A 25,236-nucleotide genomic window follows, 5' to 3' on the forward strand; every position below is an offset into this window, starting at 1 on the left:
GGGCAATTACCGGGCCCACCCGGTCGTTCCGGCCCGAGCGGCATTCCGTCGGCGTCAGATATTGCTGAGAATGTCGACGGTCGCGGCTGTGGTTTCGGCTGCGCTGACGCCCGGTTCACCGATGATCAGGATGAATACCGATCCCTCGGAATAAGTGCGGCGCTGATCGCCACACTGCTGCCCATTCAGGTTGAATCCGCCTAGTCCGTCGACAGTGCGCGGGTGCAGTGTTCGCGAATCAGGTCGCCGATCGGGCGGCTGTTCGCGTCGATGAAGAAGTGGCCTCCTGGAAAGGATTTCGCGAAGAAGGCGCCGGAGGTGTGGGCGGCCCAGCCTTCGATCTGCGCGAAACTCGTGTCGGGATCTCGGTCGCCGGTAATGGCGACAATGGGGCTGCTGACGACCGCGCCGGGCTCGCACGTGTAGGTTTCGATGGCTCGGTAGTCGTTGCGGACGATCGACAGGATCAGCGCTCGGAATTCCGGGTCCTCGAGCAATACCGTGGGGGTGCCCCCGAACTGGACGAGGTGATCGGCGAGTTCTCGATCGCTCAGCAGATGCATTCGCCGCTCGGGCATCGCGGCCGAGGGGGAGCGGCGGCCGGAGGCGAACAGGACGGCCGGGTTCGCGCCCAATTCCTGTTCGAGGCGTCGGCAGGCCTCGAAGGCCACGACGGAACCCATGCTGTGCCCGAACAGGGAGAAGTTCTGGGCGTCTCCGACGGCTTCCTTCAGTTCCGGGAGCAGGCCGTCGACGAGGTTGGCGATATTCCCGACGAGGGGTTCGAGACGGCGGTCCTGGCGGCCCGGATATTGGATTGCCAGTACCTCGAACTCGTCCCCGACGCTTTTGGCCAAGGGGCCGTATGACATTGCGGCACCGCCCGCGTGGGGAAAACAAACCAATGTATGTGCGCCGGTTCCGGATGCCGGGGACAGGCGTCGTAGCCAATCAGCCATGGGTGAGTCGCACCACCGCACTCCAGGGCATCCGCGAATTCTTGATCGGAGCACGGGGATCGGGCTGGGGGAGGAGCGTGAGCGGTTTCATGAACCATGGCAGCCGGTGCAACCGGTGCGCGGCCCAGGCCAGATGCTCCACGTCGTCGGCGGTCCAGCCGATGCTTTCGAAGAAGCGCAGCGGCTCGACCGGGCCGAAGTGCCAGGGGGCGTTGGCCAGCAGTTCGGCGGTGGACTTGTTCGTCCGCTTCACCAGCGCCTGGTTGTTGACATCCACCATCCACCAGGCGATCTCGGGACGGGCCAGGGCGTCGCCCAGGCTGATCACATTGTCGTCGGTGAGGTAGTAGACCAGACCCTCGGTGAGCACGAGCGCGCGCTGCGCACCCTCGAGGGCTTCATCGAGGAACCGCTGCCGGGCCTCGGGATCGGCGAGGTCCACCGCTGTGCGGGTGAGCGCGCAGCGCGGCGATTCGCCGGCCAGCATGTCGTTCTTCTCGGTGATCAATCCCGGGAGATCGGCTTCGATCCAAGGGAATTCGGCCGCCAACTCCAGCCGGTACGGGCGGGTGTCCATGCCCGCTGCCAGATTGAGCACCCGATCGCAGCCCTGCGCGATGCTCTTCATGATCAGGTCGTCGATCAACTTGGTGCGGGTGACGAAATTCCAGCCACTGCGCATGAGGCGCGGTCCATTGGCGGCAATGGCGCGACCCCGTTCTCCGGCGACCAGGTCGGCTAGCGGATCGTCGAAAAGTGCGTCGGGGCGCGCGGATTCGATGGCGCGGAAGGCGGCGACCCAGCGGGCGGTGTCGGATACGGTGGTAACTAATTGAGCGGTCTCGGCCACCCGTGCAGTCTTGCACAGTGAACCCGACATTGCCTGTGGCGCTGGAACACTCCCGCTGGATACAGTGAACCACTGTCTTTTCTGAAGTTTCGCCACGCACAGGGGATTTGATGAGCGCACGGTATTCGATCAGGTGGGCAGCCGAACACGGTTTACCGCGACTGGCGCTGCGCGTGCACCACTATCGGGGCGACTCGTTCGCCCGGTTGCTCAGTGGTGCCGAAGACCGCAGCGATCCGTATTCGCTGATCGACCGGCTGCGTGGGGCGGGTGGGGTGCGGCCGGCCCCCGTCGGACACGCGGCCTTCGATTACCAGCTGTGCCGGGCGATCCTGCGTGACAACAGATTCGGCACGCGCACCCCGGTCGACCCTGCCGTTCCCGGCCCGTTGCGCCGCTATGCCGAACGAATAGAGCTGCCGCCCAACCCGGTCGAAGCGCCATCGATGTTCATGGTCGATCCGCCCGAGCACAGCCGGCTGCGCAAACCGGTCGCCTCGGCCTTCACCCCGCGCGCCGTGGCCCGCCTGGGCGAACGGGTGCACGAGGTCACCGCCGAACTCCTCGATGCCCTGTCCGGGCGCGAATCCGCGGACCTGATAGGCGATTTCGCCGCCCAGGTGCCCACCGCCATCATCGCCGAGATGCTCGGCTTCCCCGCCGCCGACCGTGAGCTGTTCCTGCGCTGGGGCGACGTCGTCACCCCGTTGCTGGACGTCGGCATCACCTGGCGGGCCCACCGGCGCGCCATGGCCGCGACCTCCGCGATGAAGGGCTATCTCCTCGCCCATATCGAGAAACTGCGCCGCACCCCCGGCGACGGCATCTTCGGCACCCTGGTGTCCTCGGGCGACCTGACCACCACCGAGCTGATGGCCACCGCGAACGTGCTCATGGGCGCGGGCTTCGAAACCACGATGAACCTGCTGGGCAACGCAATCCCGTTGCTGCTGGCCCACCCCGACCAACTCGACCTCCTCCGCGCCGAACCGGACCGCTGGCCCAATGCGATCGAGGAGATCCTGCGCTTCGACCCGCCGGTCCAGATGACCGCCCGCCGCGCCCTCGAACCGATCGACCTCGGCGGCGTCCGCCTCCAACCGGCCGAATCCATCATCGTCTCCCTCGCCGGCGCCAACCGCGACCCCGCCCACTTCCCAGACCCTCACCGCTTCGACATCGCCCGCCCGAACGCCAAGGAACACCTCACCTTCGGCAGCGGAGTCCACGCCTGCATCGGGGCCAGCCTGGCCAGATTGGAAGCGGCGCATGCCCTTCCCGCGCTGTTCGAACGCTTCCCCGACCTCCGGCTCGACGGCATCCCACGCCGCCGCGCCCTGTCCACGCTGCACGGGTACGAGCATCTGTCGGCGCGGCTGGGTCGGTCGACTCACGGCCGGGCCGTCCCGTCCGTGACCTCCGGGCCTCACCTGGTCGGCGGCTGAGACGAAAAGGGCACCACCGGCATTCCGGTGGTCAATGTGAACAACAACTGCTCGACCGGGTCCTCGGCGCTGTTCCTGGCCCGTCAGGCCATCGCCCACGGCATCGCGGACGTGGTGCTGGCCATGGGTTTCGAGCAGATGCAGCGCGGCGCGCTGGCCATGGCCTACACCGACCGCCCGACCCCGTTCGACCGGTTCAACGAGGTCGCGCAGGGCTTGCAGGGGACCAGCGACGCCCCGTTCGCCGCGCAGTTCTTCGGCGGCGCGGACCGCGGGGTCTAGCGGTGACGGCGGGTTCTCCAGCGTCGGCATGGAGGACATCGGTCGTGGTGTGGTGCGGATGGGCCAGCGGCGAATCATGCTGTCGGGCTTTCTATCCGGCCACCGTCGCTACGCAGGCGATAACCCGCGCCGCGCACGGTCTCCAGGGATACCACGCCGAACGGGCGGTCGATCTTGCCGCGCAGTCCGCGGATGTGGACGTCCACGACATTGGAGCGCGATTCGTACGCGAAATCCCAGCAGTGCTCGGTGAGCAGTTCCCGGGTCAGCACCGCGCCGGGCTGCCGCGCGAACATCTCCAACATGGCGTATTCCTTCGCTGTGAGGACGATTTCATCGTCACCGCGCCAGCACCGCCGTGCCGAGGTATCGATGCGCAGATCACCCACGCGCAGCACCGTCGGCCGCGGGATGGGTCCCCGGCGGATCAGGGCCCGCAGCCGGGCGGACAGCTCGTCGAGATGAAACGGCTTGGTGAGGAAGTCGTCGGCACCATCGTCGAGCCCCGTGACCCGGTCGCGCACCGCGCCGTGCGCGGTCAGCATCAGCACCGGCACCCAAACGCCCTCGTTCCGCAATCGCCGGCACACTTCGAACCCGGAGAATCCGGACAGCATCACGTCGAGCACGATCGCGTCGTAGGCGCGGCTGGCGGCCGCACCGTAGCCATCGGGTCCGTCCGCCGCGACGTCGACGGCGTACCCCTCCTCGGTCAGGCTCCGGCGCAGCAGCCGTGCCATCTTCTGTTCGTCCTCGACCACCAGCACGCGCATATGGATCAGCCTCCCGCCCACATTCTCGGCATCGGCAACGCCGGGCAACCCTGACGTGGGAGTCCATACCGTTCATGACTACACCTACGCCGGGCCTCCGGAACGCAGCGAGTTGATCTTCATGAATGCTTCATCTTCGCGGCGTAGACCAAAATCGACAAGGCGTGATGTCACGTTCTGCCGGGCAGACGCGACCCGGCCTGCCCAAGGAGACCGGTCATGGCACGGATCCGACGCAACACATCCGCCCTCGCCGTCCAGGCCAACGCGGCCGACGAGCGCTATCGGGCCGCTGCGTTCATCAAACGGTCGATCAACAAGGTCTTCGCCACGCACTGGTCGTTCCTGCTCGGTGAGATCGCGCTCTACAGCTTCATCATCCTGGTGTTGACAGGCGTGTATCTGACGCTGTACTTCGATCCGTCGATGACCGATGTGGTCTACAACGGGCCGTATCAGCCGCTGCGCGGAGTGACGATGTCACGGGCCTACGAATCCACCCTGAACATCTCCTTCGAAGTCCGCGGCGGCCTGTTCATCCGTCAGGTTCACCACTGGGCCGCACTGCTATTCGTCGCCTCGATGATCGTCCACCTGTTCCGGGTCTTCTTCACCGGCGGGTTCCGCAAACCACGCGAAGCCAACTGGGTCATCGGCTCCATCCTGCTGATCCTTGCCATGTTCGAGGGCTTCTTCGGCTATTCACTGCCGGATGATCTGCTCTCGGGCACCGGGCTCCGCCTGGCCTTCGGCGGCATCACGATGGGCCTGCCCATCATCGGCACCTGGTTGCACTGGCTACTCTTCGGCGGCGACTTCCCCGGCAACATCATCGTGCCCCGCATGTTCATCACTCACGTGCTCCTGATCCCCGGCATCATGCTCGCCCTGATCGCCGCCCACATCGCCCTGGTCTGGTATCAGAAGCACACGCAATACCCCGGTCCGGCACGGACGGAACGCAACGTGATCGGCACTCGGATCGTGCCGGTCTTCTCCCTGGACCAGGGCGCGTTCTTCGCGTTCACCCTGGCCGCAGTGTCACTCATGGGCGGCCTGCTACAGATCAATCCGATCTGGAACCTCGGCCCGTACAACCCCTCCCAGGTGTCGGCGGGATCGCAACCGGACTTCTACATGATGTGGACCGAGGGTCTGGCCCGCACCATGCCGCCGTGGGAGCTGTATCTGGGCCGCTACACCATCCCCGCCGCATTCTGGGTCGCCCTGATCATGGGCCTGATCTTCGCGGTGCTGATCGTCTACCCCTGGATCGAGAAACGCCTCACCGGCGACACCGCCCGCCACAACCTGCTGCAACGACCCCGGGATGTGCCGGTGCGCACCGGCATCGGCGCCATGTCGATCACTGCTTACCTGATCCTGACCTTGATGGGCGGCAACGACATCATCGCCTACGCGTTCCACATCTCCCTCAACGCGACCACGTGGGCGGGACGCATCGGCATCCTGCTCCTGCCGCCGCTGGCCTACTTCATCGCCTACCGGATCTGCGTCGGCTTGCAGCGAGCCGACCGGACCGTACTCGAGCACGGCATCGAAACCGGCGTCATCCGGCGCCTGCCCCACGGCGAATACATCGAGCTGCACCAATCGCTCGGCCCCGTCGACGACCACGGCCACCCGGTCCCGCTGGACTATCAGGGCGCACCCGTGCCCAAGAAGATGAACCGACTCGGGATCGCCGGCAGACCCGGCAGCGGCAGCTTCTTCCGCGCCGACCCGCCCGACCAGGTCGCAGCCCTCCGCCGCGCCGACCACGCCGCCGAATCAGCCCAACTAACCGTCCTACGGACCTACCAGCAGCGCATCACCGGGCGCGAACAGTCCTCCGACGTGACACCGGATGGCCGTGAACATACATGAAATTCCCGCACCGGCGCACCGAAACACTGCTCACCCGACCGCAACCAGACGCCTACGGTCTACTCGTCGCCGCGGCAACCGTCTTCGACGACCACGCCGCCCGCGCCACACGAAGCCTGTTGCACGCCCACGACGTACGAACCACCACCGCGACCGATCCCACCCATCGGCCTCTTCGATGGCGCCACCATCGACTGCACCGCCTACACATCCTGGTGTTCCCCGAGGACGTCCTGCGTGCCTACGAAGTCCTCAGCCGCCACACCAACTGACCACGAGCCGACAAGAACTGCTCTCGGTTGAGCCGGAACCGCTGTGCGATTGCCGGACCGGTGCAACAAGGTTCGGTCGGTGGGTGCCCGCCGGCGTTCGACGCCGAGCGGTACCAGCAGCGTCAGGCAGTCGAGTGCAGGATCGGTCGGTTGAAGGAAAACCGTGCCGTGGCAATACGATTCGACTCGCCGTCCGCTGCCAGGCCACCATCCATGTCGCCGCCGTCAACCGATGGCTCCGACCGTTGCGACAAAAAGTCTATCTAGATAGAGTTAGTACATGGTTGTTCGCCGCCCCTCAGCGCAAACGAGACTTGTTTTGGACGCCTTGATGGTTCCCGGTGATGAGTGGCGGCACGGGTACGACCTGGCGCGGGCGAGCGGGCTCGCGGCAGGCACGTTGTACCCGATCCTCGGTCGGCTCACCGATCGCGGAATCCTCGAAAGCCGATGGGAAGAGGATCCGCCGGTCGGCAGGCCGCGGCGGCATCTGTACCGGCTCACGCCGGATGGTCGGGCATTCGCCGAGCAGGTGGCCGTTGCCGCGCAGTCGACGCGACCGCGCCCTACGACCAGCTCGCCGCGACTCGCGGGCGGTCTGGCATGAATTACCCCGACCGGCTGACTCGCGCACTGTCGTTCGGCGTGCGGCTACTGCCGTCCGGGCGTCGCGACCTGGGAGCGGCCATGCTCGCAGAGGCCGCATCGATCACTGCAGGTCCCCTCCGCCGCCGCTGGTTGCTCGGCGTGGGTTGGTTCATCGCGAAGGAAGGCATCATGACCTGGCTCAAACTCATCTCCATCGCGGGCAGCGCCCTGTTCATCCTGTGGATCCTGTACAACGGCATGGATTCCGGATGGACCGGTACCGGACCCGAGATTGTCTCCTATGTCACCATCATGGCGCTGTTGGCTTTGAACATCGTGCTGATGAGCCGCGGCCTGCTGGCCCAACGAGTCGGCACCGGAGGTGGCGGCGGTGCCAACCGACGCGTGATCGATCAGTAGTGAGGAACCGGTCCGCTCCCGAGACTCCTTCTTCGGCTTGCGCGGTAGTGCAGAAATGATTGTGACGCATGGTGGACGGAGCTTTGTTGCGCTGAAAAACACGGCCCGGGTTCGGAGTTCGTCTACTTCCCGCGCACTACAGCATCCTGTCGGATTTGCTCTGACTCTGCTGTAATCCGCCGTCGCAGGCCGAATGTTTGGGCTCGGACATTGGTCGCGAGGCCGTTCTATCATGTTGTGATAAAACGGTATTCAGCCGATCTCGAGCGCATGCTGATGTGGAATTCCTTGGACCTTGACATGATCGGGTCGTTTGCGACCTCGCTCTGAATTCCCGCCTTACCTGCTGGCCTACCATCTTTGGGTACGAGACGGGCGATTGCCCAAAGAGGCCGCAAGTCTGGGACGGTTCAGTCCGTTCTGGCCTACCTAGCTCGAGCGGTGGTCGTCGACTCGGGCCTATCGCTGAAAGCGTTGCTGCCCTCGGTATCTCACGTACGATGGCGGCGAAGGGCCGACACGTGAGAAAAGGCTGGAGGTGGCCGCGATCAGCTGCCGACACATGGAGTCCGATGCCTCATGAATCGCCGCAAGTTGCGTCGAACTCTGATCGCGGTGCAGCGGCAGACAGCCCAGCTGCAGCCGTTCACGCTGACCGAATTCGGCGAGATCCTGTCGGAGGCCAGTGGTGTCCCGGTCGAGATCGCGGCCAGCGCCGCCCTGCCCAGATCGGTCATGGGCCGGTGGCTGCGCGTGGGTGGGAGTGATCTGATCGAGTACGACGCGGGCCTGCCGCTGATCGCGCGCATCAACACCGTGCTGCACGAGGCGGGTCATATTCTCCACGCGCACACCGGCATCGAGCATCGATTCACCGGAGGCGAAGCGCTGTGCACCGTGGTCAGCCCCGATGCCGTCGCACATTTCGCTCAGGTTCGATACCGCTCGGCCTACGACTTGGGTAGTGAGCGAGAAGCCGAGACGTTCGCCAGGCAAACCTGCCGCTCTATCCTCTGGAGCGATATGTACAACGGCGATGCCGCGGATATTCGTGCCGCGCTGGGGTTTCCCCGCACCCGAATCGAGTAGCGCTATGACGGTTTTCCACCTTGCGGTGGCGGTCATCATGCTGACGGGCGCCGTCGCGCTGGTATGGCAGCTCGCCCCGCAGGGAGCGCGCGGCACGCGGCTGCCGATCATCATCCTGATGCTGATCTCGGTCAGCAACGTTCTGTTGACACCCAGCTGCGTAGTCTTTATCGACCATGTGTGTGTCAACTGCGCCTATCTGGTGAGTCACCTGCTCGCGCTCCTCGCGACCACGCTGGCCGCCCTGGGCTGGGGCGACTACCTGTCCAGGACCCGGCCGACCCGGCGACGGACACTGGTCGCGGTCGTAGCCTACGGATCGGCCGGCCTGCTGCTGGTCGTCCTGTTCCTCACTTCGCCACAGCAGCCCGATGGGATCGGCTTCTCCAGGGAGTTCGCGGGCAGCGCTCGCATCCAGTGCTATTGGATCGTTCAAGCGTTCCTGATGATGTACGCGATGTCGACGCTGGCCAAGGTGGCGGCCCGAGCCCGAGTGCGAGAACGGCATTGGCGACGGGGTCTGCTCAGTGTGCTGCTGGGCGTCGCTGCCTTGTTCGCCATGTACGAGATATGGGTGATCGTCGTCGTGGTGTGCTGGCCGGCCATGCCGCCGCCGTGGGCTCAGAATCTGACCAGTGCCTTCCAGGTCGTTGCGACCATACTATTGGTCATCGGCGCCACCGGATCTGCTCTGTCGGGAGCTTGTCGCAGTGCGCTGCTCGCGCGGGCCTACATCGAAGAACTTGCCCCCCTGCATGATTGGCTGACGCGGCGTTACCCCCATGTGCGTTTCCGGTTGCGGCGGGGCTGGCGTAGTGAGACCCGGGTGACCGACATGCTGATCGAGATCAGCGATGCGCTGCGCTTGCTGCAGCGCGATACGCCGACACTGGCCGCGGACTTCGGTCTGGACCACGAAAGTATCCGCGTCGGGGCGCACGATCGCGCGCAGTACGCCGCATACGAATTGACGGCGGCGCGCCGATTCCGCTCCTGCTACGGCACCGAGGGAACGCGCCGTTTCGGTGTCGGTCGTCGGAGGTCGGCGAGACGGGTCTTGGATGGCTCGGCTCCAACTATGCTGTAGCATGCCTGTAACACGTTGTCGAGCCAATGGAAGTCAGGGGTGTGGTAGTGAGCGGCGCCGCCTTCTCTGAACGGCTCGAGTATCTGTTCCGGACGATGCCGAACCCCAAGGGGCGCCGGTACACGGCTGACGAGATCGCCCGCCGTGCAACGGAGCTTGGTTATCCAATTTCGGCGGTCTATGTCGCACAACTGCGTTCGGGGCTGAAACAGAACCCTTCGCTCAAGCATGCGGCGGGGCTGGCCGCCGCGTTCGGGGTGGACATCCGGTTCTTCACCGACGACGAGGTGTGGCAGCGCGGCCGCCAGGAGATCGAATTCCTGAGGCTGAGCTCGTCGCCCGACCTGGAGTCCATTGCCTTTCGCGCAGTGGATCTTTCGCAGCAATCCCTGGCATCGCTGACCGACTACCTGCGGTTCCTGCGGGTGCAGGAAGGCTTGCCCGCGGACCCGCCCGACCTGCCCGAATCGCTCCCGTAGTCAATCGGTTTCGCAAATCGTTGCTTTACTGCAGCATACTCATTATGCTGCAGTATGCCGGGATCGGCCTTGCGGGTCGGCGACCACGGCATGAAATCTCGTCGCGCATGCGCGCGGTACGAGCCCAGTGCATCCAGTGGGGTGGTTCGACGTGTCCGAAATCGTCCGGGGGAGAGACTGCGTGTGATCGAATTTTCAATCCTGGGTCCGCTCGATATATCCAAGGATGGAGTATCGGTCCGGATCGGCGGATACTTACACCGCGCGGTGATCGGATATCTGCTGGTCAATGCCAATAGCGTGGTGTCCATCTCGCGACTGGTGAACTCGGTGTGGATGGGAAAGCCGCCCCGTACCGCACGCAAGATGATTCACAACGCGGTCTCGGACATTCGCCGCCATCTTGAAAACCTGGATCCGGACGGCACCGTTTCGCTGGTCACCCAGCAGCCCGGTTACGCCCTGCTGGTGCCGCTGGAAACCATTGATCTGCAAACCTTCTGCACGATGGAGCGGGCGGCTCGAACGGCCTTGAACGGCGGACAAGTCGAGTTCGCTCATGAACAGCTGCGTGCTGCGCTGGCTCTGTGGCGTGGCCGGGCACTCGCCGACCTGACCGAGAACGGCGCCAAGTGGCCGGAATTGATGGCAGTCGAGAACAGACGCCTCGCAGCGTGCGAGGAGTACTTCGACATAGAACTGGCGCGCGGCTGTCACCACGACGTAGCCGCCGAATTGGAGGTACTGCTGGCCGAGGCGCCCACCCGTGAGCGCTTGGGGCAGCAGTACATGCTCGCGCTGTATCGGTCGGGCCGCCAGATCGAGGCGCTCGAGTTCTATCGGCGGACGCGGGAGCGGCTGATCGATACGCTGGGCATCGTTCCGGGTGTGGAAATGGAAAGGCAGTACGAACTGATCCTGAACCATGACCCGTGTCTGCAAATTGGCGGCGGTACGGCAGTGGCGTGACAAGCGCCGTGCGAAGCGGGGTCTCGAGTCGAAACTTGAGGCCCCGCAGGCTGTTTCATGGATGGTCTGCACGGGTACGCCGGGCTATCCCACGCCGATGGCTTCTAGAATGTCGAGGCGAGCGACCCGAACCGCCGGAGGGATCGCACCCAGCATGCACAGCGCCAGCGCCAGCATACCGAATCCCATGATGGAGCCCCCGAGCTTGTAGTCCACGTCCACATTGAGCACGTTGGCCAGGGCGGTGACGATCAGATATTGGTTGACGCATCCGGCGAGCAGCCCGAGCGCGCCGCCCACCAGCCCGATCGCAACCGCCTCGGCCACGACAGTGCCCACCGCGAGACGGATGGTCGAACCGATCGCGCGCAGCACCCCGATCTCGCGGCGCCGCTCCAGCACCGACAGCATCATGGTATTGAGCAATGCCACGCCGGCGATGACCACCACGATCCAAGCGATGGACCCGAGCAGGGCGGTCAACTGCCGGGTGCTGGCCGCGATGCTGTCCACGCCGGTCCAGCCGGTGTAGGTGTGCACGCTCTGCGGAAGTCGTTGGCGCAGTATTGAATCAACCCGCGCCACGTTGGTATTCGCCTCCACATCCACTTCGAAGCTCGTGCTGCCGGGCCGATCGAACCACGACCGCAGATCGTTGAGGTTCATGCCGACGGCCCCGGTGAGCCCGGCGAAGAACGGCACCACCGCCAGCACCGTGACCTGGTGCACTCCGGTGGGGGTGGGTAGGTCGAGCCGCTCACCCGCCGACACCGCGATACTGCGGGCGACATCTTGCGAGACGATGATGCCCTTCCCCGCGTCGACCTGGGCACGCACCGCTGCGCCTGCCGCCTCGAACAGTCCGTTCCGCATTCCCGGATCGACCGCCTGGACGAGGACCTTGGTGTCCCCGAGAGAGGCGTAGGCGCCCTGTCCGGCAAGCACTTTCCGCACACCCGGCACCGACCGCACGGTCGACTCGGTGTCTGCGGGCAGCAGCACGGTGGGGAAGACACCCGCTTCGGCCGAGCTGATGACCAGGTCTGCGCCGCGCACCGTCGCATAGGAATCGACGATCGAGTCCGTGACATTGTCGTCGGCCCCGGTGATCGCGACCGTGGTCGCCACGGCGATGAATACGGTCATCACTGTGGCCCACATCCGCCGCGGGCTGCGTTCGATGGTCGCCGCGGCGACCGCGCCGGCCGGTCCCAGCGCCCGTGCCAGTCCCGCAGTCGCCCGGATCAGCTCGGTCGAGGCCGCGAAGCACACGCCGATACAGCCGAGCAACGCCAGCCCGATCGCGAACATGGCGTATCGGCCGACATCCGCGGTGGCCAGTAGGGCGGTGGCGGCGATGAGCACCAGCGAACCCGCACCGACCAGCACGCGGCGGGAGAGCTGCGGCGAATCACCCACGTCGGCAACGGAATCGGAAAGCGCCTCGATCGGGCTCACCCGATAGACCTGCCGGGCGGCCAGACCCGCGGCCAGTACGCTCGCGGCCGTGCACGCCAGCACCGCGGCCACCCAGGACCAGGGCGCCATCACGTACTCCAACCGCGATTCCAAGGTGTCGATCACCGCCGGCGGTAGCTGGCCCATCGCGATCTCACCCATGATCACGCCGGCGACCACTCCGATCACTCCGCCGAGCAGACCGAGTCCCAGGGCCTCCACCAACAGATCGGTCACGATTGCCCGGCGTGTCGCTCCTATCGCGCGCAGCATGGAGAACGTACGCCGGCGCTGGCTGATCGACATGCTCATCACGTTGTAGATCAGGAACGCGGCAACCACCAGCGACACCGCCGCGGCGGTGAGCGAGGTGTATTGCAGCACAACGAATCCGCCGCGGGCCTGGGCGGCCCGGAAGGTGGGGTCGCCGACGATGGCGTGCCCGTTGACCACCTTGGCGATGTTCGCGCGCACAGCGGCGAGATCGGAATCCGGCTGGGCCACGATGAGAATGGAGTCCAGACTCCCGGTGCGCCCGGTAGCCTGCTGCACAACCGGCAGCGCGGCGATAGCGAACTTGCCGCCGTTGAGTCGGGCTGCGACGGCACCGTCGACCACCGCGCTCACGCCGAGTTGCCGATCGCCGACCTGCAACCGGTCACCGGCGTGCACGCCGACGCCCGAACCCACGACGACGCCGCCGGCCAGCGCGGCCGCAGAGAGTCCGCTGTCCTGCAGTGCCCGTTGCAGATCGCTGTGCAGGGCCGTCACCGTCATATCGACACCCAGCAGCAGAAGCTGATCGCTGCCCTGCCGCTGCTTGATCCGCAGCATCGGCACCGCGGCCTCGACCCGGCGACACCCGCCACCGACGACTGCAATCGCTGGTCGAATCCGCTGTCGGTGACACCGGAAATCTCCAGTTGCGCTCGGCCGCCGATACCGGAGGCCAATCTGCTCGCCGACGCGGGCACCGACGCGGCGATTCCGATCACCGCAACCAACAGCGCCGAGGCGACCGAGACCACGGTGAGCGCGGCAACCTGCCGGCCCCAGCGAGCGGCGAGCTCGCGCAACGTGAACAGGCGCAATCTGTCGACTATCACCGAGATCATTTGCCCGCCTTCGCGATCGCCGAAGCCGTCGGCTCATCGGACCCGAGCATGCCGTCGGCGAGTCTGATGATCCGGTCGGTGCTCAGTGCGGCCTCGTAGTTGTGGGTCACCATGACGACGCTGCGAGAGGTGTGTTCGTCGTGCGCGACGTCGGTGAGCAATTCCATGATCGACGTGCCGGTCTTGGAATCCAGGTTCCCGGTGGGTTCGTCGGCGAGGATGAGCCGCGGCTCCATGAGTAGTGCGCGGGCGATCGCCACCCGCTGCATCTGGCCGCCCGACAGCTCGTTCGGCCGGTGCCGCGCACGGTGACCCAGACCCACCCGGTCCAGGAGCGCCAGCGCTCGCACCTTCGCCGTACGCAGGGGGACGCCGTCGAGCATCGTGGGGATCGCGACATTCTCCCATGCCGACAGGGTCGGCATCAGGTTGAAAAACTGGAATACGAAACCCACTTCCCGACGGCGGAATCGGGCTCGGGCGTTGTCGTCGAAGTCGCCGATCTCGCGGCCGACGTATCGGATCGATCCGGAATCGGGCGTGTCGAGAGCGCCGAGGATGTGCAGCAGGCTGCTCTTGCCGGCGCCGGAGGGGCCGACGATGGAGACGAACTGTCCGCCGGTGGGTTCGAGCGAGATCCCGTCGAGGGCACGGACCTGCTCACCGCCGATCCGATAACTCTTGACCACATCGGCCAGTTGCAGCAGTGGCGCGCTCTCGCGGTCCGCCCCCGAATCTTGTAATACGGTCACAGCTGATCCCTATATGATTGTAAATTATTGCGTATCAGTAGAATTCGTTCTGATGATGCGAAGCAGCCGACCGTGTGCCGAGGGGTCGGCCAGTCGCCCGACAGCCTCGACGGCGGCCTCGGACTGCTCCGGGGTCATACAGCCGGCCAGCGCCTGGAACTGTTGCCAGTTCTCACGTTCGACCGCAAGCCGGATGACACCGGGGATGCGGTCCAATGGCGATTGCCGTACCACGTGCCGACGGACCTCCGGATCCATCAGGAACGACGACTCCAGCAGCGCGACGTCGTCGAGATCGGAGATGATCTGCGGCAGCACCTCGACCGGCACCGCGACCACGGTATTGGCCAGCGTCACCCAATCCTCACAGCGCGCCAGTTCGGCCGCGACGCGCCGAATCACCGTGGGCTGCAACCCGCCGATGAGCGTGGCTCGCTGATCCGCCGACAGATAGGCGGCGCTGGCCGCGAGGAAGTAAGGCGGCAGCTCGGCCGCGACGCGCAGGGCTTTGCCAGTCCCGATGGCGCCGGCCACCCGTGCGGCGAACAACGGGCTGTCCGTCCAGGACACGGTCCGGGTCATGACGCCGGTCGGCGCCACCGCCGCGCCGAGGGCGAACTGCTCGACCCGGGCGTGATTGGCCACGACCAAGGTGCGCGCGATTCGGTCGCGCACCTCGCGCAGCTCCGTGTCGGGCACTGCATTCAGGTAGGCCAGCCGCTCCGGCGAGACATAGAGCAGATGGGCGAGTTTCCGGATCTCCGCTAGGGTTTCGAGCTGTTCGATCGCGGGACTCATTCCTCCACCAGCCGTTCGATCGCGACCCGGATCAGCATCGGCAGCTTCTGCAGCGCCGCCTGCCGGGCGTCACGCAGTAGCGCGGTCTCCCGTACGATCGCGGAATTGATGCATTCGGCGAGATCGGTGCTCCACTGCTCGGGGAGTGCCGCGACCGCCGGCGGCAATTCCCCCAGTAATTCCGCCAATGTTTCTGCGGGCCCCTGCCGCGTGGTGGTATCTGTCATGACAAGAATCCTTCCGTAATGAACTTATGCCCACAGTCGCACGATCGGCTGAATGGCGGTGTCCACCGATCGGTGGACACCGCCGAGTCGAGAAATCGAATTCGGATCAGTACTCGAGCGGTAGCAGCCCGAGGGAAATAGCGGTCGCGACCGCCGCGGCGCGATCAGATACATTCAGTTTGCCGTACGTGCGCAGCAGATGTGTTTTCACCGTCGACTCACCGATATGCAGGATTCGGCCGATCTGGGCGTTGGTCAGCCCTTTGGAAACCTGAGTGAGCACCTCGATCTCCCGGCTGGACAACGCGCTCGCCGCCGATCGGTGGATTCCTCGAACCAAGCGGTCGGCGACGGTCCGGCCGAGCACCGATTCTCCCCGATACGCTGCCCGAACAGCATCCACGAGAACGGCCCGGGATGCGTCCTTCAGGAGAAAGCCGACGGCCCCGGCCTCGACGGCCCGGAGAATATCGGCATCGGTATTATAGGTCGTGACGACGACAATTTTCACGGTGGGTTTACGGGTAGTTATTCGCTCGATAGCGACCACTCCGTCGCCCGGCATGCGCAGATCCATGAAAATGACATCGGGCTCCTGGGAATCGGCCGCGGCAACTGCTTCGTCGGCCGTCGCAGCTTCGCCGACGACCTCGATGTCGGGCTCACTCGCAAGAATTCCCCGCAGCCCCTCTCGGACGATCGGATGGTCGTCAACCAGCAGTATTCGAATCACACACCACCCCTATTCTGACGGTTGTTCCCGACCCCGGACTGCTCAAGACCGCGACCATGCCGCCGACGCTCTCGATGCGGTCGCGCATTCCGTGCAGCCCAAAGCCGGCCTCGACCAGGTCCGGGTCGAAACCGATACCGTCATCGGCGATTTCGGCCAGGATTCCCTCGTCCAGCTGCGTCAGTGTCACGGTGATGGTTGTGCAGCGCGCGTGCTTGCGAGCATTGGTGAGTGCCTCCTGCACCGCTCGGAAGAGTGCGACCTCGCGCAGCGGATCGAGCTCTGGCAGGGAATTACCGCCGAGGATCCGCAGCGCGAGACCGCTTTGTCGTTCCATCTGCTCGGCCAGGCGGGTGATGGCATCGAGCAGCGGGCGGCCGTTGAGGGCGGTGGGCGTCAGTTCGGCGACCATGGCCCGCGCTTCGGCGAGGTTTTCGCGGGCGGTGGCTCGGACCAGTTCCAGGTGCCGCAGTGCGAGCTCGGGACGGGTGGCGAATTCCGATTCGATGGCTCCGGCCAGGGTGATGACGCTGACGAATCCCTGTGCCAATGTGTCATGTATTTCCCGGGCCAGTCGTTCGCGTTCGGCGAAAATCCCGGCCTCATGCGACAGCCGTGCTGTTTCCGCACGACTGTCGGCCAGCTCTCGAAGCAGTTCGCGCTGTCGCTCCGCCAATACCGCGGCACGCACCATGGCGATGCCGACCAGCGGTCCTAGTAGAAGCGAAATCAAAGTAATGGATATCGCGAGAGACATATATCCGGTCGGCACTCCTCCAGCGGTCAGAATGACGGCCAGAGGCACGACTCCGAGTCCTACCGAGGCTGGTAATGACAAGGTCAAAGGCATCGACATGAACAGCAGTGGGTAAATAACCGGCTCGGCCGACACCGCACTGACAGAAAAAGAAACGGCGATTGTCAGTAATGCGAAAAGGCCCGCGACGAACAGGATTTCCCGACCATCGAACCGATTGAATCTTCGGAGATGTCCCTTGGATACTCGGCGACCGAGACCGACGGCCCATACCGGAATGATCGAAATGGTGGCGATGGCGGCGGTGGGATGGCCGGGGAAATTATCGTCCAGAAGGAATACGATCGAGTCGGCGACGCCGCAGCCGGACAAGACGTAGAGTACCCATAATTGCCATTGATCCACACGAGGGTCGTCCTGCATGGCCACTCCAAACCGGAACTTCATCCTTTTACATGCGAAAAACTGCAACATGTTCGGGACTGAGTTCGTCGAGGGAAGTGGCTCCCAGCAGCTTCATCGTCCGAATTATCTGCTCCCGTAGAATCTCGACCGCGCGCTCCACGCCGGCCGCGCCGCCGGCCATCAACCCGTACAGATAGGCCCGGCCGATGAGAGTCGACGTCGCTCCCAGCGCCACTGCGGCCACCACGTCCGCACCGTGTGTGATGCCGGTATCCAGGAGCAGCTCCACCGAATCCCCGACCGCCTCACGGACCCGCGTCAGCGAATGCAGGGGTGGTCGCGCCCGATCCAGCTGGCGCCCACCGTGACCGGAGATCACGATGCCGTCCGTGCGGCAGGCGACCAACCGCCGGGCGTCCTCCGCGCCCTGCACACCCTTGATGAGCAGGCTGCCCGGCCAATGTGGTCGCAGCGCCTCGATATCGTCGAAGCTGACCGTATCGTCGAACATCCGGTCGGCCAGCGTGGCTGCCGTCCCAGGCCAGCGGTCGAGGGACGCGAAGGTGAGCGGTTCCGCGCCGCGCCGCGCCCAGCGCCAGCGCGCGTACCGAGCCAGGTCCAGCGGCCGCGTCCAACTCGCAGTCGGTGGAATCGTCATGCGGTTGCGGACATCTCGCAGTCGGGCCCCGGCGACCGGAACATCGACGGTGATCACGAGGGTGTCGTAGCCGGCCGCGGCGGCGCGTTCCATGAGGGCCCGTGAGGCCGATCGGTCCTTCCATATGTACAACTGGAACCAGCGGCGTCCGTGCGGACCCGAGGCGGCGGCGACCTGTTCGATGGAACTGGTCCCCATGGTGGCCAGGGTGTACGGAATACCGTGGCGGGCGGCTACTTCGGCGGCGGCGCACTCGCCGGCGCTGTGCATCATGCGGGTGAAGCCGGTAGGCGCTAACACGATCGGAAGTGCCGTGGGTGCGCCGAGCACGCTGCCCGCCGTGTCGATCGTGCTCACATCGCGCAGCACCGATGGCTGGAACTCCAGATCCTCGAATGCTTTTCGAGCCCGCACGGCGCCGAGTTCGGTGTCCGCGGCGCCGTCGACATAGTCGAAGATCGCCTGCGGCACGCGGCGTCGCGCCAGCGAGCGCAGATCGGCGATCGTGTGCGCGCGTTCCAGCCCGGCGTTCATGACTCGGCGCTGAAGGTGACCAGTACTTGGGAGGGTCGCAGGTTGCGGACGCCCGGTACGGATCCGAAGATCGGATTGAGGTACCCGAAGACCGGCCCGCGGCCCGCCGGCAGCTTGATGTCGGCCACCTCGGCGATGTTCCGGTCTCGTTGCAGCCGGTCGCGCAGCTCGTCGAGCCCGATGCCCCACACCATAGGGGGCAGTCGGTAGTTGTCGGCGTCGCGCCCGCGCATGAGCAGTGTGCTCAGCCAGGTGCCCTCCGGTCCGTCGCTCGTCAGCCATTTCGGCATGGCGTCGAACATGAGCTTGGCACCGGGGAATCGGGCGGCGCAGCGCACGATGGTCTCGAGCACCTGTTCGCCGGGCAGGTACATGAACAGGCCCAGCGCGGTGATGAACAGGCCGTCGGAGGCGTCCACCTCGTCCATCCAGGCGGGGTCGAGGGCAGAGCAGGAGACGCTGCGCCGACGGTCCTCGTCGGGCAGCAGCCGTCGGCGCAGCTGCACCGTCTCCGGCAGGTCGACCGACAGCCACCGCAGTCTGCCGTTGTCGACCCGCCAGAACTGGGTTTCGAGGCCCTCGCCCAGCGCGACGATCGTGGCATTCGGGTGTGTGGCGACGTAGCGCCGGATCTCGGCGTCGAAACACAGTGCGCGCAAACCGAATACCGGATGTGGGCGGCCGAAGTTGCGGTCGAACGGATAGTCGAGCATGCGCCGCACCTGCTCGGCCTTCGGGTCGGACAACAGCGCGTCCGGGCGGCACGATTCCTCGGTCCGGCAGTACAGCGGCCACAGTAGCGTCTCGGGAACTCCGTCGAGATCTACCGATATCCGCGGTTCACTCACGATGTGCTCCTGAATTCTGGTCAGAGCCTGCGCATCCCGCGCAGGATTCGGGCGAAGGGAACGGTGGAGAGCATGCCCGTCGTCAGGCTGGGCTGGAACTGGCTCAGGTTGGTGAGTACGGCGTAGCGCAGGCCCTGGTCGCGCCATTCGGCCGCCTGGTCGATGATCTCCGATGGTGTTCCGGTCAAGCAGATCTCGCGCAGCAGGGATACCGGGACCTTCTCGGCATAGGAGCGCGCGGTCGCCTCGTCCAGAAGGTGTGGCATCAGGTCCTGAAGGCCGGAGAAGTCCGGGCCCAGCGGATGTTCCACGCCGTGCCGGTTCCAGAGCTCGGCGGGAGCGCAGAGCGCGAAGGCTCGCGCTCCGAGGGAGTCCACGGCCTCGGACACGCTGGCGCGGGTATTGCCGGTGATCACGAAAAGGTTTGCGGCGGGCAGGATTTCCTGCGGTGTGCGGCCTGCGTCGGAAGCCGCGGTGTGCACCTGTGCCAGACGCCGGCCGTAATCCTCGGGGCGCTGCGGAAATCCGGGATACCAGCCATCGGCGTAGCGGCCGGTCACGCGCAGCATGCGCGGCCCGTGCGCGCCGATCCAGATGGGCGGACGGGTGCCACGGTGTGCCGGCACATCGAAGACCGCCTTGCGCAGTGGAAAGAACTCGGAGTCTCGGCTGATGGGCGTGCCCTCGTAGGACCACAGCGCGCGTATGGTCGCGACCGCCTCCTCGAAACGGCCCACCGGCCGCTGCCAATCGACACCGTAGGGCTCGTTGTTCTCGCCCTCGCCGGGCCCAGGCCCAGAATGGCGCGGCCGCCACTGAGCAGGTGCAGGGTCGCGGCCGCCTGTGCGGTCACCGCTGGATTGCGGCGGCCGGCATCGGTCACGCCGATGCCGAGGCGCAGCCGCGCCAGGCGGTTCTGTGCCGCAAGGTATCCCAGCGTGGTCCAGGGTTCGAGGCAGCCGTCGATGCTCGGCGTGAAATGCGCTGCCCCGGCAGTGCGGGTCGTCCAGATCGAGGCGGGCAGGATGCCGGTCAGATGGTCCGGCACCCACAGCGAGTCGGCCCCGCCGGCCATACCGAGCGCGCGGGTGTTGCGCAGGACGAGATCGGGCAGGACGCGGGCGTAGAGGCCGGGGTCGGCGACACCGGTGCGAAAACGGTTCATGCCGTGGTCTTTTCCCGGCGCCGGGCGCGACGGGTTCGTGCGTACCCGAGCAGATGCGGTGTCAGCTTGTCGCCGATGCGGATGCAACTGACCAGCGGCCGGGTCATGAAGACCATCGCCGCGCCGTGCGCGCGGGAACGCCGGGACGCCACCTGCCGGCCGATGACCGCGGCGGCCCCGGAGACCGCGTCCAGCGGCCGGATGAACACAATGATCTCGCTGATGCGCCCCTCGGCATTCACCCGGATGAGGTCGGCGCCCGCGGCCGCGCGGCCGTCGATCGTTGCATCCCACACGATGACCAGACCGTCGTCGCTGGTGTACTCCTCGGTCACCCGCAGACCGAGGAAGTTCTGCTGGACCGCGGCGATGCGGAGTCGCAAGCCACCCGCGCCGCGAGGAATCGTGCGCTCGACGACTCGGCCCACCGGTTCCGGATCAGCACTCGCGGTCTTCGAACCGGCGGAATCGGCCGCAGCGGCACCGGTGCTGATCTATTTCTTCGGTGGTGGCTGGACGCTGGGCACGCTGGACACCTGTGATCCGATCTGCCGCGCGCTCACCAATCGCGTCGGCTGCGTGACGGTCGCGGTCGGCTACCGGCTCGCACCCGAACATCGCTTCCCAGCCGCTGTGCTGGACTGCCGGGCCGCGGTGCGCTGGATTGGCGAGCATGCCGCGGAACTCGGTGCCGACCGGCATCGGATGGCGGTGGGCGGAGACAGCGCGGGCGGCAATCTGGCGGCGGTGATGACGTTGATGGCGCGCGACGGCGGCGGTCCCGAATTCCGTTCGCAGATCCTCATCTACATAATGGCCGGAACCGGCCCTCTCCGTGAACTCGGTTCATAACTATGGTCACGACGGCCCGTCGATGCGGGAGAACACCGATCCCGCCTTCTTCAATCGCGATTCGGTGGCCTGGTATTGGCGGCACTATCTCGCCTGCCCCGAGGACGGCCGGAATCCACTGGCTTCCCCGCTGCTGGCCCAGGATCATTCCGGCTTGCCGCCCGCGCTGGTGCTGACGGCCGAATACGATCCGCTGCGAGACGAGGGCGAGCAGTACGCCCGGACGCTCTCGGCGGCCGGCGTTCCGGTAACCCTGCACCGCTATGCGGGCATGACGCACGGCTTCTTCACCATGACGAGCGAGCTCGACGCCACACGCGCCGCCGTGGCCGAGGTGGCCGCTCGGCTGCGCGCCGACTTCGCGCTCGACGGAACGAACGGCGCGCTGGCGTGAACGATGCCCTGTCGGTCGCCGAGCTGCACGCGTCGTTGTCCGATCCGGCGCTGAGCTCGATGAACTTCCTCAACGAAATCGTGCTTCGATACCCGGATGCGATCTCCTTCGCGCCGGGTCGTCCGCGCGAGGACGATTTCGAGATCGCCGCGCTCGGCCGGTACCTGGACACCTATGTCACGCACCTGTCCGAGGCCGCGGGCTATGCGCGGCGGCGGATCATCACCGAGCTCTTCCAATATGGGCGCACCAACGGATCCATACATCCGCTCATCGCCCAGACGGTTGCCAATGATGAAGGCATCGAGGTGGATCCGGAGGCCGTGGTCGTCACTGTCGGAGCCCAGGAGGGGATGCTGCTGGTGCTGCGGGCACTGTTCCGCGATTCGGACGATGTTCTACTGGTGCCCGATCCGTGTTACGTGGGCATCACGGGTGCCGCGCGCCTGCTCGATATCGAGCTCGCGCCGATCCCCGAGGACGAGCAGGGTGTCTCGCCCGAATCGGTCGCGCGGACCGTCGCCGCGCTGCGCGAGCGCGGCAAACGGGCGCGGGCGTTGTATCTGGTCCCGGATTTCTCGAATCCCTCCGGAACCACGATGCCGGAGGCCCGCCGACAGGAGCTGCTCGCGATGACCCCGGGCCTGGGTTTGTACCTCCTCGAGGACAATCCGTATGGATTCTTCCGTAGCTCTGGGATCCCGTGCCCGACCATCAAATCGCTCGACACCGAACGTCGGGTCATCTACCTCGGGTCCTTCGCCAAAACCTGTTTTCCGGGTGCTCGCGTGGGTTATGTGCTGGCGGATCAACCGGTGCGCGACGCGGCCGGCGGGTCCGGGATGTTGGCCGGTGAACTATCGAAGATCAAGAGCATGACCACGGTCAACACCCCGGCGGTGAGCCAGGCCGTGATCGGCGGCATGCTGCTGACCCACGACTGCTGGCTACACGAGGCCAACGCCGCCTCGATCGCCCACTACCAGAACAATCTTCGTGCTCTGATCGAGGAGTTGAACCAGCGCTTCCCGGTGCCCGAGCGAGCCCGCCTGGGCGTGTCGTGGAATTCGCCCGAGGGCGGCTTCTTCGTCGTGCTGCGCGTCGCGTTCGCCGCTGACGACGGCGCACTGGAATGTGCGGCGAGGGATTTCGGTGTCCTGTGGACGCCGACGCGGCATTTCCACCATTCCGATCGAGGTGCGAACCGGCTCCGGCTGTCGTGCAGTTCGCTACGGCCGGAGGAGGTCGCCGAGGGCGTCGGGCGATTGGCGAAGTTCGTGTGGTCGCGAACGTAGGATGAGGCGGGACAACGTCATCGAGCGGGCAGGGCGCGCGGGGTGCACGATACAGCCGCCGTCCGCGGCCACCGCCAGTACCGGGCGCGCGGACCTGCGGGCGACCTCCCCTGCGAAGCTGCCCCACCATCGCGGGTGGAGGCCGGAGCGCTCGTCGGGCACGACGGTGAGCACCGGGTCGGAATTCCGCACGGCATCTCGCAGCACCCGGATCGGCGTACCCGCGCGAATCATCGACAAGCCGAGTTGCGCGCCGGAATCGGCGACGCGCACGCCGAATTCGCGGACCAGAGATTCGGCCGGCGTCCCCCCGCGCAGCAGGTACGCGTCCGGGCCGAGTAGATCGCATTCGCGATCGGGCCGAGCGGGCAGGTATGCGTATACCAGCACAAGTCGCGATTTCGTCTCCCGCGCGATGCGGGCCGCCGTATCGACGGCCATCAACCCGGTGGCCGTGTCCTCGACATACACGAGGATCGAAGAGTTGCTTCCTGTCGTGTGCCGCATAGGGAGAAATCATCGGCTCCGTTTCGCCGGTACACACCAACCGATGAGATGAACTCGGGTGTCCTCCAATCGGTGGACAACGCATAGTCCGTGTGCGTGCTCATCGCCGCGCTCTTGCCCTGCGAATTACCGCACAATTACCGCAGGGGTGCCCGCCTGTTAGTGGATTTGGACCGTCCGGTTACCAGTTGTTGGTGAAACACGCTGGGATACAACATAATTCGGCAATATATTCGGGGAATGAGCACTACAGCCAGGGCTACTCGGGCGCAGCACGACCGCACGGTAGACGCGTTGCGGACCACCTTGCGGTCGGTTGGTTCCGGCCAGGTACGCCTACAGAAAACGACCTCGAACCTGTTCCGTCCCCGTTCCACACCCACCGGCCCCACCCTCGATGTCCGGGATTTGGATCATTTCATAGACATCGATACCGCCACCGGGGTACTCGAAACCGAGGGCATGATCACCTATGAGGATCTGGTCGATGTCACCCTGTGTCAGGGCTTCATGCCGCCGGTGGTCCTGGACTTCAAGACGATCACCCTGGGCGGTGCGGCCACCGGCCTCGGTGCGGAGTCCAGCTCGTTTCGAAATGGCCTGCCACACAGCCCGATCATCGAGATGGACATTCTTACCGGAGACGGTGGGCTGGTCACCGCGACTCGGGACAACGAGTACTCCGATCTTTTCTACGGCTTCCCGCACTCCTACGGTTCGCTGGGCTACTCCCTGCGCTTGAAGCTGCAGCTGGAGCGGGTCAAACCCTATGTGCAGCTGCATCATGTGCGCTTCGGCTCGGCCGACGACTGGACGGCGGCCATGCTGCGCGTGTTCCAGGACAAGGCATTCGACGGCTTCGCTGTCGACTTCATGGACGGCATCTACTTCAAGGCCGACGAGATCTATTTGGTGTTGGGCACTTTCGTCGACGAGGCCCCGTTCGTCTCCGATTACACCGGCCAGCAGATCTACTACCGCTCGGTTCGCAGCCGCAGCGTGGACTATCTGACGGTTCGCGACTATCTGTGGCGCTACGACACCGACATGTACTGGACCTCGAAGGTCTTCGGGCTCGAGAATCCGATCATCCGGGGGCTGTGGCCGCGGCGCGCACGCAACACCAGTGTGTACCGGAAGCTGCAGATGTTCGATCGTGAGTACCGATTCTCCGACCGACTGAACATGTTGCGCGGAAAGCGTTTCGAATGGGTGCTGCAGGATGCCGACGTGCCGGCCGAGGCGACCGGCGAGTTCACGGACTTCCTCGCCACCGAGGTCGGCATCACCCCCATGTGGCTGTGCCCGTTCCGCTGTGACGACGAACTGCCGCTCTACCCGCTGGATGCCGGCCGGGCCTATGTGAGCATCGGATTCTGGTGGACCGTCCCGCTCGAGGGCGGTCAGGATTCCTACTACAACAACAAGCTCATCGAGGACAAGATCACCGAACTGGGCGGGCTGAAGCCGCTGTACTCGACCGCGCACTACTCCGAGGAAGAATTCTGGAATCTCTTCGGCGGCGAGGAATACCACAAGCTCAAGTCGAAGTACGACCCTATGGGCCGGTTTCCGAATCTCTACGAGAAGTGCGTGCTGTCCCGCTGAGGGCCGGCACCGAAAGAGTGATCTGATGGT

General features: G+C 65.4%; 27 protein-coding genes and 2 pseudogenes. 14 read left to right on the forward strand and 15 right to left on the reverse strand.

From position 1 onward, the window contains the following. Positions 1–200: 200 nt before the first annotated feature. Both ACIRRA_RS05705 and ACIRRA_RS05710 read right to left on the reverse strand, forming a co-directional pair. Positions 201–959 carry a thioesterase II family protein gene (locus ACIRRA_RS05705; RefSeq protein WP_402763533.1) on the reverse strand — a complete coding sequence of 253 codons (759 nt, stop codon included), beginning with the start codon at positions 957–959 and terminating at the stop codon, positions 201–203. Then, complete coding sequence (locus tag ACIRRA_RS05710; RefSeq protein ID WP_402763536.1) at positions 952–1,809, reverse strand: class I SAM-dependent methyltransferase; 858 nt, start codon at positions 1,807–1,809, stop codon at positions 952–954. The genes ACIRRA_RS05705 and ACIRRA_RS05710 overlap by 8 nt, the downstream gene beginning before the upstream one ends. 110 nt (positions 1,810–1,919) lie before the next feature. On the opposite strand from ACIRRA_RS05710, the gene ACIRRA_RS05715 reads away from it, so the two are divergent. Beyond that, on the forward strand, positions 1,920–3,254 hold the full coding sequence (locus ACIRRA_RS05715) for a cytochrome P450 (RefSeq protein ID WP_402763538.1): 1,335 nt from the start codon (positions 1,920–1,922) through the stop codon (positions 3,252–3,254). Between the two features lie 9 nt (positions 3,255–3,263). Continuing rightward, positions 3,264–3,521 (forward strand): annotated as a pseudogene (locus tag ACIRRA_RS05720) (beta-ketoacyl synthase N-terminal-like domain-containing protein); the annotation flags it as partial. 89 nt (positions 3,522–3,610) lie between these two features. On the opposite strand, the gene ACIRRA_RS05725 reads toward ACIRRA_RS05720, so the two are convergent. Beyond that, a complete protein-coding gene (locus tag ACIRRA_RS05725) occupies positions 3,611–4,309 on the reverse strand; it encodes a response regulator transcription factor (protein WP_402763541.1) in 699 nt (232 codons plus the stop codon). Between the two features lie 219 nt (positions 4,310–4,528). On the opposite strand from ACIRRA_RS05725, the gene ACIRRA_RS05730 reads away from it, so the two are divergent. The 8 genes from ACIRRA_RS05730 to ACIRRA_RS05765 all read left to right on the forward strand — a co-directional run bounded on the left by ACIRRA_RS05730 (position 4,529) and on the right by ACIRRA_RS05765 (position 11,100). Beyond that, on the forward strand, positions 4,529–6,196 hold the full coding sequence (locus tag ACIRRA_RS05730) for a cytochrome bc complex cytochrome b subunit (protein WP_402763544.1): 1,668 nt from the start codon (positions 4,529–4,531) through the stop codon (positions 6,194–6,196). After that, positions 6,193–6,468 carry a hypothetical protein gene (locus ACIRRA_RS05735; RefSeq protein ID WP_402763546.1) on the forward strand — a complete coding sequence of 92 codons (276 nt, stop codon included), beginning with the start codon at positions 6,193–6,195 and terminating at the stop codon, positions 6,466–6,468. Before ACIRRA_RS05730 ends, ACIRRA_RS05735 begins: the two co-directional genes overlap by 4 nt. A gap of 331 nt (positions 6,469–6,799) precedes the next feature. Then, on the forward strand, positions 6,800–7,075 hold the full coding sequence (locus ACIRRA_RS05740) for a PadR family transcriptional regulator (RefSeq protein ID WP_402763549.1): 276 nt from the start codon (positions 6,800–6,802) through the stop codon (positions 7,073–7,075). After that, complete coding sequence (locus tag ACIRRA_RS05745) at positions 7,072–7,476, forward strand: hypothetical protein (RefSeq protein WP_402763552.1); 405 nt, start codon at positions 7,072–7,074, stop codon at positions 7,474–7,476. The genes ACIRRA_RS05740 and ACIRRA_RS05745 overlap by 4 nt, the downstream gene beginning before the upstream one ends. A 579-nt stretch (positions 7,477–8,055) precedes the next feature. Further along, entirely contained in the window at positions 8,056–8,565 is a 510-nt protein-coding gene (locus ACIRRA_RS05750; RefSeq protein WP_402763555.1) for a hypothetical protein, read from the forward strand. A 4-nt stretch (positions 8,566–8,569) separates the two neighbouring features. Further along, the gene (locus ACIRRA_RS05755; RefSeq protein WP_402763558.1) at positions 8,570–9,652 is read left to right on the forward strand and encodes a hypothetical protein; all 1,083 of its coding nucleotides are present in this window, start codon (positions 8,570–8,572) and stop codon (positions 9,650–9,652) included. 47 nt (positions 9,653–9,699) lie between these two features. Next, entirely contained in the window at positions 9,700–10,131 is a 432-nt protein-coding gene (locus ACIRRA_RS05760) for an XRE family transcriptional regulator (protein WP_402763561.1), read from the forward strand. Between the two features lie 183 nt (positions 10,132–10,314). After that, a complete protein-coding gene (locus ACIRRA_RS05765) occupies positions 10,315–11,100 on the forward strand; it encodes a BTAD domain-containing putative transcriptional regulator (protein ID WP_402763564.1) in 786 nt (261 codons plus the stop codon). Between the two features lie 84 nt (positions 11,101–11,184). On the opposite strand, the gene ACIRRA_RS05770 is transcribed toward ACIRRA_RS05765, so the two are convergent. The 11 genes and pseudogenes from ACIRRA_RS05770 to ACIRRA_RS05820 all read right to left on the reverse strand — a co-directional run bounded on the left by ACIRRA_RS05770 (position 11,185) and on the right by ACIRRA_RS05820 (position 20,933). Continuing rightward, entirely contained in the window at positions 11,185–13,392 is a 2,208-nt protein-coding gene (locus ACIRRA_RS05770; RefSeq protein ID WP_402763722.1) for an ABC transporter permease, read from the reverse strand. Beyond that, positions 13,332–13,673: a hypothetical protein gene (locus ACIRRA_RS05775; RefSeq protein ID WP_402763566.1), complete on the reverse strand. Its 342-nt coding sequence runs from the start codon at positions 13,671–13,673 to the stop codon at positions 13,332–13,334. The genes ACIRRA_RS05770 and ACIRRA_RS05775 overlap by 61 nt, the downstream gene beginning before the upstream one ends. Beyond that, positions 13,670–14,425 (reverse strand): ABC transporter ATP-binding protein, encoded by a 756-nt coding sequence (locus ACIRRA_RS05780; protein WP_402763569.1) that lies wholly within the window; start codon positions 14,423–14,425, stop codon positions 13,670–13,672. Before ACIRRA_RS05780 ends, ACIRRA_RS05775 begins: the two co-directional genes overlap by 4 nt. Before the next feature lie 24 nt (positions 14,426–14,449). Further along, positions 14,450–15,223: a hypothetical protein gene (locus tag ACIRRA_RS05785; RefSeq protein ID WP_402763572.1), complete on the reverse strand. Its 774-nt coding sequence runs from the start codon at positions 15,221–15,223 to the stop codon at positions 14,450–14,452. Next, positions 15,220–15,450, reverse strand: a complete 231-nt coding sequence (locus ACIRRA_RS05790) for a hypothetical protein (protein ID WP_402763574.1) — start codon at positions 15,448–15,450, stop codon at positions 15,220–15,222. The genes ACIRRA_RS05785 and ACIRRA_RS05790 overlap by 4 nt, the downstream gene beginning before the upstream one ends. A gap of 106 nt (positions 15,451–15,556) precedes the next feature. Beyond that, positions 15,557–16,183: a response regulator gene (locus tag ACIRRA_RS05795; RefSeq protein ID WP_402763576.1), complete on the reverse strand. Its 627-nt coding sequence runs from the start codon at positions 16,181–16,183 to the stop codon at positions 15,557–15,559. Next, positions 16,161–17,363, reverse strand: a complete 1,203-nt coding sequence (locus ACIRRA_RS05800) for a sensor histidine kinase (protein ID WP_402763579.1) — start codon at positions 17,361–17,363, stop codon at positions 16,161–16,163. The genes ACIRRA_RS05795 and ACIRRA_RS05800 overlap by 23 nt, the downstream gene beginning before the upstream one ends. 28 nt (positions 17,364–17,391) lie before the next feature. After that, complete coding sequence (locus ACIRRA_RS05805; RefSeq protein ID WP_402763582.1) at positions 17,392–18,537, reverse strand: alpha-hydroxy-acid oxidizing protein; 1,146 nt, start codon at positions 18,535–18,537, stop codon at positions 17,392–17,394. Continuing rightward, the gene (locus ACIRRA_RS05810) at positions 18,534–19,385 is read right to left on the reverse strand and encodes a class I SAM-dependent methyltransferase (RefSeq protein ID WP_402763585.1); all 852 of its coding nucleotides are present in this window, start codon (positions 19,383–19,385) and stop codon (positions 18,534–18,536) included. The genes ACIRRA_RS05805 and ACIRRA_RS05810 overlap by 4 nt, the downstream gene beginning before the upstream one ends. Before the next feature lie 20 nt (positions 19,386–19,405). Next, positions 19,406–20,550: pseudogene (locus ACIRRA_RS05815) on the reverse strand (LLM class flavin-dependent oxidoreductase). Beyond that, entirely contained in the window at positions 20,547–20,933 is a 387-nt protein-coding gene (locus ACIRRA_RS05820; RefSeq protein WP_402763588.1) for a hypothetical protein, read from the reverse strand. Before ACIRRA_RS05820 ends, ACIRRA_RS05815 begins: the two are co-directional and overlap by 4 nt. A 22-nt stretch (positions 20,934–20,955) precedes the next feature. Here ACIRRA_RS05820 and ACIRRA_RS05825 point away from each other — a divergent pair, with 22 nt between their 5' ends. From ACIRRA_RS05825 to ACIRRA_RS05835, 3 genes are read left to right on the forward strand one after another with little or no spacing between them, the layout of a single operon-like run. After that, on the forward strand, positions 20,956–21,402 hold the full coding sequence (locus ACIRRA_RS05825) for an alpha/beta hydrolase (protein ID WP_402763591.1): 447 nt from the start codon (positions 20,956–20,958) through the stop codon (positions 21,400–21,402). Beyond that, the gene (locus ACIRRA_RS05830; protein ID WP_402763594.1) at positions 21,386–21,796 is read left to right on the forward strand and encodes an alpha/beta hydrolase fold domain-containing protein; all 411 of its coding nucleotides are present in this window, start codon (positions 21,386–21,388) and stop codon (positions 21,794–21,796) included. The genes ACIRRA_RS05825 and ACIRRA_RS05830 overlap by 17 nt, the downstream gene beginning before the upstream one ends. Next, a complete protein-coding gene (locus tag ACIRRA_RS05835; RefSeq protein WP_402763597.1) occupies positions 21,793–23,091 on the forward strand; it encodes a PLP-dependent aminotransferase family protein in 1,299 nt (432 codons plus the stop codon). Before ACIRRA_RS05830 ends, ACIRRA_RS05835 begins: the two co-directional genes overlap by 4 nt. Here ACIRRA_RS05835 and ACIRRA_RS05840 read toward each other — a convergent pair. Continuing rightward, on the reverse strand, positions 23,026–23,598 hold the full coding sequence (locus ACIRRA_RS05840; protein WP_402763599.1) for a universal stress protein: 573 nt from the start codon (positions 23,596–23,598) through the stop codon (positions 23,026–23,028). The two genes, ACIRRA_RS05835 and ACIRRA_RS05840, sit on opposite strands and share 66 nt — an antisense overlap. Before the next feature lie 240 nt (positions 23,599–23,838). Between ACIRRA_RS05840 and ACIRRA_RS05845 the strand changes: the two genes are divergently transcribed. Further along, positions 23,839–25,206: an FAD-binding protein gene (locus ACIRRA_RS05845; protein WP_402763601.1), complete on the forward strand. Its 1,368-nt coding sequence runs from the start codon at positions 23,839–23,841 to the stop codon at positions 25,204–25,206. The last annotated feature ends 30 nt before the right edge of the window (positions 25,207–25,236 follow it).

This window comes from Nocardia sp. NPDC101769 (assembly GCF_044766925.1).
In the GTDB taxonomy this organism is placed as follows: Bacteria; Actinomycetota; Actinomycetes; order Mycobacteriales; family Mycobacteriaceae; genus Nocardia.

Excerpts from the sequence above, each read along its gene's own strand:
- ACIRRA_RS05755 (WP_402763558.1), top strand. The coding sequence starts at position 8,570 with ATGACGGTTTTCCACCTTGCGGTGGCGGTCATCATGCTGACGGGCGCC.
- ACIRRA_RS05790 (WP_402763574.1), bottom strand. The coding sequence starts at position 15,450 with ATGACAGATACCACCACGCGGCAGGGGCCCGCAGAAACATTGGCGGAA.
- ACIRRA_RS05735 (WP_402763546.1), top strand. The coding sequence starts at position 6,193 with ATGAAATTCCCGCACCGGCGCACCGAAACACTGCTCACCCGACCGCAA.
- ACIRRA_RS05845 (WP_402763601.1), top strand. The coding sequence starts at position 23,839 with ATGAGCACTACAGCCAGGGCTACTCGGGCGCAGCACGACCGCACGGTA.
- ACIRRA_RS05805 (WP_402763582.1), bottom strand. The coding sequence starts at position 18,537 with ATGAACGCCGGGCTGGAACGCGCGCACACGATCGCCGATCTGCGCTCG.
- ACIRRA_RS05775 (WP_402763566.1), bottom strand. The coding sequence starts at position 13,673 with ATGATCTCGGTGATAGTCGACAGATTGCGCCTGTTCACGTTGCGCGAG.
- ACIRRA_RS05745 (WP_402763552.1), top strand. The coding sequence starts at position 7,072 with ATGAATTACCCCGACCGGCTGACTCGCGCACTGTCGTTCGGCGTGCGG.
- ACIRRA_RS05770 (WP_402763722.1), bottom strand. The coding sequence starts at position 13,392 with ATGCTGCGGATCAAGCAGCGGCAGGGCAGCGATCAGCTTCTGCTGCTG.
- ACIRRA_RS05715 (WP_402763538.1), top strand. The coding sequence starts at position 1,920 with ATGAGCGCACGGTATTCGATCAGGTGGGCAGCCGAACACGGTTTACCG.
- ACIRRA_RS05750 (WP_402763555.1), top strand. The coding sequence starts at position 8,056 with ATGAATCGCCGCAAGTTGCGTCGAACTCTGATCGCGGTGCAGCGGCAG.
- ACIRRA_RS05730 (WP_402763544.1), top strand. The coding sequence starts at position 4,529 with ATGGCACGGATCCGACGCAACACATCCGCCCTCGCCGTCCAGGCCAAC.
- ACIRRA_RS05785 (WP_402763572.1), bottom strand. The coding sequence starts at position 15,223 with ATGAGTCCCGCGATCGAACAGCTCGAAACCCTAGCGGAGATCCGGAAA.
- ACIRRA_RS05840 (WP_402763599.1), bottom strand. The coding sequence starts at position 23,598 with ATGCGGCACACGACAGGAAGCAACTCTTCGATCCTCGTGTATGTCGAG.
- ACIRRA_RS05705 (WP_402763533.1), bottom strand. The coding sequence starts at position 959 with ATGGCTGATTGGCTACGACGCCTGTCCCCGGCATCCGGAACCGGCGCA.
- ACIRRA_RS05740 (WP_402763549.1), top strand. The coding sequence starts at position 6,800 with ATGGTTCCCGGTGATGAGTGGCGGCACGGGTACGACCTGGCGCGGGCG.
- ACIRRA_RS05725 (WP_402763541.1), bottom strand. The coding sequence starts at position 4,309 with ATGCGCGTGCTGGTGGTCGAGGACGAACAGAAGATGGCACGGCTGCTG.
- ACIRRA_RS05800 (WP_402763579.1), bottom strand. The coding sequence starts at position 17,363 with ATGCAGGACGACCCTCGTGTGGATCAATGGCAATTATGGGTACTCTAC.